Genomic DNA, 7,856 nt, shown 5'->3' on the forward strand with positions numbered 1-7,856 from the left:
GGCGAGCGGAGGCCGTCGGGATCAACATCCGCGCGCTCCAGTGGACCGCCTTCGTCGTCGCGGGTTTTTTCGCCGGTCTCGCCGGCGCGATTTTCGTGTTCCTCAAGGGCAGCGTCTTCCCCGTATACACCGAGGCGCCGATGTCGGTCCAGCCGCTGGTGATGGTGCTGCTCGGCGGTGTCGCCGCGCCCTCCGGCCCGCTGATCGGCGCTGCCGCCTACAAGCTCCTCGACACCGTGATCACGCGCTACACCGACTACTGGCAGGTGGGGCTGGGCGGTATCTTGATCGCGCTGGTGCTGGCCTTTCCGCGCGGGATCGCCGGCGTGCTCGACTGGAAACGATCGTGAGCGGGCCCGTTCTCGAGACGCGCGGGCTCGCCAAGTCCTTCGGCGGGGTGCAGGCCGTGGCGGGCGTGGACCTGGCCATGCCTCGCGGAGAGATCCGCGCGCTCATCGGCCCCAACGGGGCGGGGAAGACGACCTTCTTCAACATGCTCACGGGTCAGCTCAGGGCCGACGCGGGCGAGGTGCGATTCAAGGGCGAGCGCCTCTCGGGGCTGCCGCCGCACGCGGTGTGGCGCCGCGGCGTCAGCCGCACGTTCCAGATCACGGCCACCTTCGTCACGCTGACGGCGCTCGAGAACGTCCAGGTCGCGCTCTTCTCCCACGAGAAGCGGACGTACTCGCTGCTCGGGCGCGCCGCCCGGCTGGACGTGGACGCCGCGCGCGCGCTCCTCGGCCAGGTCGGGCTTGCCGCGCAGGCGGACAGGGTGGCGGGAGTGCTGGCCTACGGCGACCTTAAGAAACTCGAGCTCGCCGTGGCGCTGGCGAACACGCCGGAGATGCTGTTGCTGGACGAGCCCACGGCGGGTATGGCGCCGGCCGAGCGCGGCGCTCTCATGGCGTTGACCCAGCGGATCGCGCGTGAGCGGGGCCTGACGGTGCTGTTCACCGAGCATGACATGGACGTGGTCTTCTCGGTCGCCGACCGCATCATGGTGCTCCACCAGGGTCGCGTCATCGCCGAAGGCCGCCCCGACGAAGTCCGCGCCGATCCGCAGGTCCAAAAGGTGTATCTGGGAGAGGCCGAGTGATGCCGGGCGTACCTTTTTGGATACCGTTGACAGCGCCGCGCGAGGTGCGGGAGTATGACGCATGCCCCGGCCCGCGGACTCGTCGGACCTCGAACGGCTCGGCGGCGACCTGCGCCAGGAGATGTCTGCGACGGCCGCCGGACTCCGCCAGGAAATGTCTGCGACGACGGCCGGACTCCGCCAGGAGATCCAGGCCATGGGCGAGCAGGTGCGCACCGAGCTCCGCCAGGAGATCCATGCGAGCGCAGCGGAGACGCGACTCCAGATGGAGCAGTTCGAGTCGAGAATTCTCGCGCGCGTCGACGCAAGCGCCGCCGAGACCCGCCGTTACTTCGGCGTCGTCGCCGAGGACCTCAAATCCGACATCAAGGCCGTCGCCGAGGGGCTGGGCGCCCTCGACGAGAAGGTCGAGCGCTTCCGCGGTGAGGTCCGCGAGGACTTCGGCAGGGTGGACCGGCGCCTGCTCCATCTGGAAGTCCGAGTCATCGGCCGCTCCGGCCCCGCCTAGGCCTCCCGCCTGCGTCCTTCTCGCCCACAGTCCGCCACGGGGACACCTCCATGCTGCGCCTTGACGGCGTCGAGGCGGCCTATGGCCTGTCGCGCGTGCTCCACGGCGTCACGATCGAGGCGCGGGAGGGGGAGGTAGTCTCTCTGCTCGGCCGCAACGGCGCCGGCAAGTCCACCACGCTCAAGGCCATCGTGGGGCTCGTCGAGGTAAGCGGAGGCTCGATCAGCCTTGACGGGCGGAATATCACGGCGCTGCCCACCCACGAGATCAGCAAGCTCGGCATCGGCTGGGTGCCCGAGGACCGGCGCATCTTCAGCGATCTGACTGTGGAGGAGAATTTGCTGGTGGGCGCCAAGGGCGGCAGCCGCTGGGGCGCCTCGCGCGTCTACGAGTACTTCCCGAAGCTGGGTCAGCTGGCGGGCCGTCGCGGCGGCAGCCTCTCGGGCGGGGAACAGCAGATGCTGACCGTGGCGCGCACGCTCATGGGCAACCCGCGCATCCTGCTCCTCGACGAGCCTTCCGAGGGGCTGGCGCCCGTGATCGTCCAGGCGCTCGGCCAGCAGATCGCGGCGTTGAAGCGGGAGGGCTTGACCATTCTGCTTTCCGAGCAGAATCTCAAGTTCGCGGCGCGGCTGGCCGACCGGGCCTACATCATCGAGAAGGGCCAGATCCGGTGGGAGGGCGCGATGGGGCGGCTGCTCGAAGATGAGGCTGCCCGCCGCGCGTACCTGACGGTCTAGGGAGCCGACATGAAGACGCTGATCAAGAACATCGGGCTCATGGTGTCTGGAGACATCGCGAAACCCCTGCTCGACGGGGACAGCATCCTGATCGCCGACGGCAAGATCGTGGCCGTAGGGAAGGGGCTGGACGGCGACGCCGACACGGTCATAGACGCCAAGGGCAGCGCCGTCATTCCCGGCTTGATGGATTCCCACTGCCATCCGGTCTTTGGCGACTTCACGCCGCGCCAGCGGACCATGGATTTCATCGAGTCCGGGCTCAACGGCGGGCTCACCACGATGATCTCGGCGGGTGAAGTCCACCTGCCCGGGCGGCCCAAGGACATCGTGGGACTGAAGGCGCTCGCCGTCGTCGCCGCCAAGGCCTACGCGAACCTGCGCCCCGCCGGCGTCAAGGTCCACGGCGGCGCGCCGATCCTGGAGCTCGGCATGGTCGAGGAGGACTTCGCCGAGATGGCCCGGCACGGTGTCACGCTGGTGGGCGAGATCGGGCTCGGCTCGGTCAGGACCGGCAAGGACGCGGCGCCCATGGTCCGCTGGGCCAAGAGGCACGGCATGACGGTCACCATCCACACGGGCGGGCCGTCCATCGCGGGCTCGAGCCCGATCAGCGCGGAGGTCGTCCTCGAGGCCGACCCGCACGTGGTCGGCCACATCAACGGCGGCACGACCTCGATGAGCGAGCGGGAGATCGACTCGCTCGTGGCCACGCAGATGGCGCTCGAGATCGTCCACTGCGGCAACGGCAAGACGGCGCTCCATACCCTCGAGCGCGCCAAGGACGCCAAGGCGCTTCACCGCATCATCATTGGCAACGACGCGCCGTCCGGCACGGGCGTGGTGCCGCTCGGCATTCTGAGAGTCATCGCGCACCTGGCCTCGCTCGGCGGCCTGAGCCCCGAGGCGGCCATCTGCATGGCGACGGGCAATACCGCGCGTGTGTACAAGCTGCCGGTGGGCGTGATCGAGCCCGGCCGCGAGGCGGACCTGTGCATCGTTGACGCGCCGATCGGCTCCGTCGGGAAGACGGCGCTCGAGGCGCTCAAGGCCGGCGACCTCTTCGGCATCTCCATGGTGCTGATCGACGGGCAGATCAAGATCGGCCGGAGCCGCAACACGCCGCCCGCGGCCCGCGCCGCCGAGGTCGTCAAGGGACACGGACCCGCTGGAGGAGGCCACTAATGCGTATCCGGAAGCTGTTGACGGTTGTCGAGGAGATCTACGAGGACGGTGGCAAGAAGGCCGCCCGTCCCATCAAGAAGGTCGCTGCCATCGCGGTGATCGAGAACCCCTTCGCCGGGCGCTTCGTCGAGGATCTCCAGGAGCTGGTCAAGACGGGCGAGGAGCTGGGCGACCTGCTCGGCCGCCGCGCCGTCGCGGCGCTCGGCGCGCCCGTGCACTCCTATGGAAAAGCAGCGATCGTCGGCGAGCACGGCGAGTACGAGCACGCGGCGGCCATCCTCCACCCGACGCTCGGCACGCCGTTCCGCGCCGCGGTGGGGGGCGGCAAGGCCATCATCCCGTCGGCGAAGAAGCTCGGCGGGCCCGGCGCGACCATAGACGTGCCGCTCCACTTCAAGGACGCGGCCTTCGTGCGCACCCATTTCGACGCGATGGAGGTGCGGCTGGGGGACGCCCCGCGCGCCGACGAGATCCTGGTCGCCCTCGTCGTCACCGACGGCGGCAGGCCGCATCCGCGGGTCGGCGGTCTCACGGTCGCCGAAGCCAAGAAGGAGGACGGTCTCCGATGAGAGCCGCGGGAATGAAATTCGGACTGCGCATCCCGAGCTTTGCCCTCGGGCCCGAGACCGCCACGCTCGCCGAGATGGGCGCCTATCTCCGCCGCGCCGAGGACCTGGGCTTCGACTCGGCGGTCAGCATCGACCACCTCCTGATGACGCCGCCCGCCTACGCCTGCACCTGGCTCGAGCCCGTGGCGCTGCTGTCGGCGCTGGCCGGCGTCACGCGGACGATCAAGCTGGGCACCATGGTGCTGGTGCTGCCGCTCCGCAACCCCGCCTACTTCGCCAAGGAGTGGGCGACGCTCGATCTCCTCTGCGGCGGCCGCAGCATCCTCGGCGTCGGCGTCGGCTGGCACGAGGAAGAGTTCGCGCTCATGGGCATCCCGCACAAGGAGCGCGGGCGCCGCATGGACGAGATGCTGGAGCTCGTGACGGCGCTCTGGGCCGGCGACAACGTCACGTACGCGGGCAAGTACTACCAAGTGAAGAACCTGACCATCGACCCCAAGCCCGTGCAGAAGCCGCATCCGCCGATCTGGATCGGCGGCGGCACCCAGCCCTTCGAGAAAGTCTACGGCCAGACAGTGACCAATATCGATCCGGTGCTCAAGCGCATCGCGAAGTACGCCAAGACCTGGGTGCCGCACTCCTCTGCCACCGCTGACATGGTCATGGGCGACTGGAACAAGATCCAGCGCTTCATGGACGATTTCGGCAGAAAGCCCGGCGACATGACCAAGGTCTACTCCAACTTCGTCTACGTGCTGAAGAAGGGTGAGAAGCCCGAGGTCGCCGCGCCGCACTTCAAGGTCTACTCGGGCATGGACCTGCCCTACTGGAAGGAGTTCTACCTCCTGGGCGAGGCTGAGGAATTGGCGGAGAAAATCCGGGCGAAGGTCATCGCCCTCGGCGGCTGCGAGCAGATCGTACTGAACCCGCTCAACTGGGGCATGGAGCAGCTCGAGCTTCTGGCCGGCGAGGTCCTGCCGCGCGTCGCCAAGCCCTGAGGCTTCCAGGAGCCCGCGTCTGAGCGTCGCCCCGCGGCTGACGGGCAGGAGCGTCAAGCGCGTCGAAGACCCGCGCCTGCTGACCGGGCGCGGCGCCTACCTCGACGATCTCAGGATGCCGGGACTGCTCCACGCGGCCTTCGTGCGGAGCGTGCACGCGCACGCGCAGGTGCGCCGCGTGGACCTGGCGCGCGCGCGGGGCGCGCCCGGCGTCGCCGCCGCGCTGGCGGGACAGGACCTGACGGCGTCGATCACCCCGTTCGCGCCGCGGCTGGAAGGCCAGGGCTTCTGGCCCACCGCGTGGCCGCCTCTGGCTCCCCAGCGCGTCCGCTTCGTCGGAGAGGCGGTGGCCGCGCTCTGCGCCGGGAGCCCGGCGCAGGCCGCCGACGCCTGCGAGCTTGTCGAGGTCGACTACGAGCCCCTGGCGCCGATCGCCGATGTCGAGTCCGCTTTGGCGCCGGGCGCTCCGCTCCTCCACGACGGCGTCCCCGGCAATGTGCTCTTTCGTCGCGACTACTCATACGGAGACGTGGAGGGGGCTTTCGCGCGCGCGCACATCGTGCTCCGCGAGACCTTCAGCCACGCGCGCTGCTCCGCCTCTCCGCTGGAGCCTCGAGGCATTACCGCCGCGTGGGAAGGGGATCGGCTCACGGTATGGACCGGGACGCAGGCGCCGCATATCTTACGGACGGCGCTCGCCCGCGCGTTCCGTCTTCCGGAGGGCCACGTGCGGGTCGTCGTGCCGGACACCGGCGGCGGCTTCGGCCAGAAAATGAACGTCCTGCCCGAGGACCTGGCTGTCGCCGCGCTGGCGTGGACCGCCGGGCGCCCGGTCAAGTGGATCGAAACGCGGCGCGAGAACCTGGCCGCAGCCTCGCAGGCGCGCGAGGGGAGGGTGGACATCGAGGCGGCCACGGATCGAGACGGCGTCCTGCTCGCCCTTCGCGCGCGCGTTGTCTCCGACAACGGCGCGTATCACATTCATCCGGTGACGGCGGCGCTGGAGCCGCCCGGCACCGCTTCTATCATCCCGGGGCCCTACCGAACGCCGGCCTATGCGTGGGAGGCGCTCGCCGTCGCCACCAACAAGCCGCCGCTCGGCGCCTATCGCGGTGTCGGCATGACCATGGGCGCCTTTGTCATGGAGCGCACGCTCGATCTCCTCGCCGAGCGCCTCGGGCTTGATCCCGCGGAGATCCGCCGCCGCAACCTGATCGCACGCGACGCCTATCCGTTCACCTCAGCCGCGGGCTTCGTCTACGACAGCGGCGACTATCCCAAGGCGCTCGAGATGGCGCTCGAGCTCGCCGGCTATGACGCGCTCAAGCGCGAGCGTGACGAGGGCCGGACGCGTGGCCGGCTCCTCGGCGTCGGCATCTCCTGCTACACGGAGTACACCGGCATGGGCTCGGCGACCTATCGGCAGCGCGGCATGGTCGAGGTGCCGGGGCCTGAAGCCGCGCGCATCTCGGTCGAGGCCGACGGCACCGTGCGCTGCCGCCTGTCCTTCTCCTCGCAGGGGCAGGGGCATGCGACGACGGCGGCCCAGATCGTCGCCGACGAGCTTGGTGTCCCGCTGGAGCAGGTCGTCGTCTCACAGCCCGATACCGATGAGACGCCCGAAGGCAGCGGCACCTTCGCGAGCCGCGGCGCCATCGCCCAGCAGGGCGCAGCGGGCGTGGCGGCGGTGACGCTCCGGAAGAAGGTGCTCGATCTCGCCGGTGGGCTGCTCGAAGCGAGCCCGGCCGATCTCGAGCTGCGCCGCGGCCGCGTCTCCGTGCGCGGCATGCCCGACCGCGGCGTCTCGCTCGCTGAAGTGGCCCGTGCTGCCGGTACGGCGAGCCTCGAAGTGACCGAGCGCTTCGACCCGCCGGGGCCCACGTTCTCGGGCGCCGTCCACGTCGCGTCGGTGGAGGTAGACGCCGGGACGGGTCGCGTGACGGTGCGAGGCTACATCGTCGTGGAGGACTGCGGCCCTGTCATCAATCCGATGATCGTGGAGGGCCAGATCCATGGTGCCGTCGCCCAGGGCATCGGGGAGGCGCTCGGCGAGCGTCTCGTCTACGACGAATCCGGCCAGCTCCTTACGGGCAGCCTGATGGACTACGCCCTGCCGGCGGCGGCCGACCTGCCATCCTTCACTCTCGGCCATCTGGAAACACCGTCGCCGCTGACACGCGGCGGCTACAAGGGCATGGGCGAAGGCGGGACCATCGGCGCTCCGGCGGCCATCGCCAATGCCGTCGCCGACGCTGTCAAGCCGCTCGGTGTACGGGTGACGTCGCTGCCGATCTTGCCGGAGGGGCTGGTCTCGCGGAAGCCTACGCCGGCTTCTTGACGGAGCCTCGCCCCAAGGGTAGCCTCGCCCCAACCCAAATGACCTGCCCTCGATGCCAGACCGAGAACCCTCCACAGGCAAAGTTCTGCCTCGGATGCGCGGCTCCGCTAGCAGCCCGTTGCGCGAGCTGCGCCGCCCAACTGCCCGCGTCCGCGAAGTTCTGCCCTGAGTGCGCGCATCCCGTCAGCGGGGCTACCGCCGGCCAGTCGCGCTTCGCCACGCCCAAGTCCTACACCCCCAAGCATCTCGCCGAGAAGATCCTCACCTCGAAGAGCGCGCTCGAAGGGGAGCGCAAGCAGGTCACCGTGCTGTTCGCCGATCTGAAGGGCTCGATGGAGTTGCTCGCCGACCGCGATCCCGAGGAGGCGCGCAAGCTCCTCGATCCGGTGCTCGAGCGGATGATGGAGGCCGTGCACCGCTAC

9 protein-coding genes are annotated in these 7,856 nt (G+C 69.6%); all 9 read left to right on the forward strand.

Annotated elements, in window-relative coordinates; translation table 11 throughout:
* Positions 1-350 (forward strand): branched-chain amino acid ABC transporter permease (locus tag VGV06_17185; GenBank protein ID HEV2056878.1); only part of this gene is annotated, 350 nt, incomplete at its 5' end.
* The gene (locus tag VGV06_17190; GenBank protein HEV2056879.1) at positions 347-1,096 is read left to right on the forward strand and encodes an ABC transporter ATP-binding protein; all 750 of its coding nucleotides are present in this window, start codon (positions 347-349) and stop codon (positions 1,094-1,096) included. The genes VGV06_17185 and VGV06_17190, both read left to right, overlap by 4 nt.
* 61 nt (positions 1,097-1,157) lie before the next feature.
* Positions 1,158-1,604: a hypothetical protein gene (locus VGV06_17195; GenBank protein ID HEV2056880.1), complete on the forward strand. Its 447-nt coding sequence runs from the start codon at positions 1,158-1,160 to the stop codon at positions 1,602-1,604.
* A gap of 50 nt (positions 1,605-1,654) precedes the next feature.
* Positions 1,655-2,344, forward strand: coding sequence for an ABC transporter ATP-binding protein (locus tag VGV06_17200; protein ID HEV2056881.1), 690 nt, complete (start codon positions 1,655-1,657; stop codon positions 2,342-2,344).
* A gap of 9 nt (positions 2,345-2,353) precedes the next feature.
* Positions 2,354-3,529: an amidohydrolase family protein gene (locus VGV06_17205; GenBank protein HEV2056882.1), complete on the forward strand. Its 1,176-nt coding sequence runs from the start codon at positions 2,354-2,356 to the stop codon at positions 3,527-3,529.
* Positions 3,529-4,098 carry an amino acid synthesis family protein gene (locus VGV06_17210; protein ID HEV2056883.1) on the forward strand — a complete coding sequence of 190 codons (570 nt, stop codon included), beginning with the start codon at positions 3,529-3,531 and terminating at the stop codon, positions 4,096-4,098. The genes VGV06_17205 and VGV06_17210 overlap by 1 nt, the downstream gene beginning before the upstream one ends.
* An 11-nt stretch (positions 4,099-4,109) precedes the next feature.
* Positions 4,110-5,096, forward strand: a complete 987-nt coding sequence (locus tag VGV06_17215) for a TIGR03619 family F420-dependent LLM class oxidoreductase (GenBank protein HEV2056884.1) — start codon at positions 4,110-4,112, stop codon at positions 5,094-5,096.
* A 79-nt stretch (positions 5,097-5,175) separates the two neighbouring features.
* Positions 5,176-7,434: a xanthine dehydrogenase family protein molybdopterin-binding subunit gene (locus VGV06_17220; protein HEV2056885.1), complete on the forward strand. Its 2,259-nt coding sequence runs from the start codon at positions 5,176-5,178 to the stop codon at positions 7,432-7,434.
* 38 nt (positions 7,435-7,472) lie between these two features.
* Positions 7,473-7,856 (forward strand): zinc ribbon domain-containing protein (locus VGV06_17225; GenBank protein HEV2056886.1); only part of this gene is annotated, 384 nt, incomplete at its 3' end.

Source organism: Candidatus Methylomirabilota bacterium (assembly GCA_035936835.1).
Lineage (GTDB): Bacteria > Methylomirabilota > Methylomirabilia > Rokubacteriales > CSP1-6 > AR37.

Excerpts from the sequence above, each read along its gene's own strand:
- VGV06_17195 (HEV2056880.1), top strand. The coding sequence starts at position 1,158 with ATGCCCCGGCCCGCGGACTCGTCGGACCTCGAACGGCTCGGCGGCGAC.
- VGV06_17200 (HEV2056881.1), top strand. The coding sequence starts at position 1,655 with ATGCTGCGCCTTGACGGCGTCGAGGCGGCCTATGGCCTGTCGCGCGTG.
- VGV06_17210 (HEV2056883.1), top strand. The coding sequence starts at position 3,529 with ATGCGTATCCGGAAGCTGTTGACGGTTGTCGAGGAGATCTACGAGGAC.
- VGV06_17205 (HEV2056882.1), top strand. The coding sequence starts at position 2,354 with ATGAAGACGCTGATCAAGAACATCGGGCTCATGGTGTCTGGAGACATC.
- VGV06_17215 (HEV2056884.1), top strand. The coding sequence starts at position 4,110 with ATGAAATTCGGACTGCGCATCCCGAGCTTTGCCCTCGGGCCCGAGACC.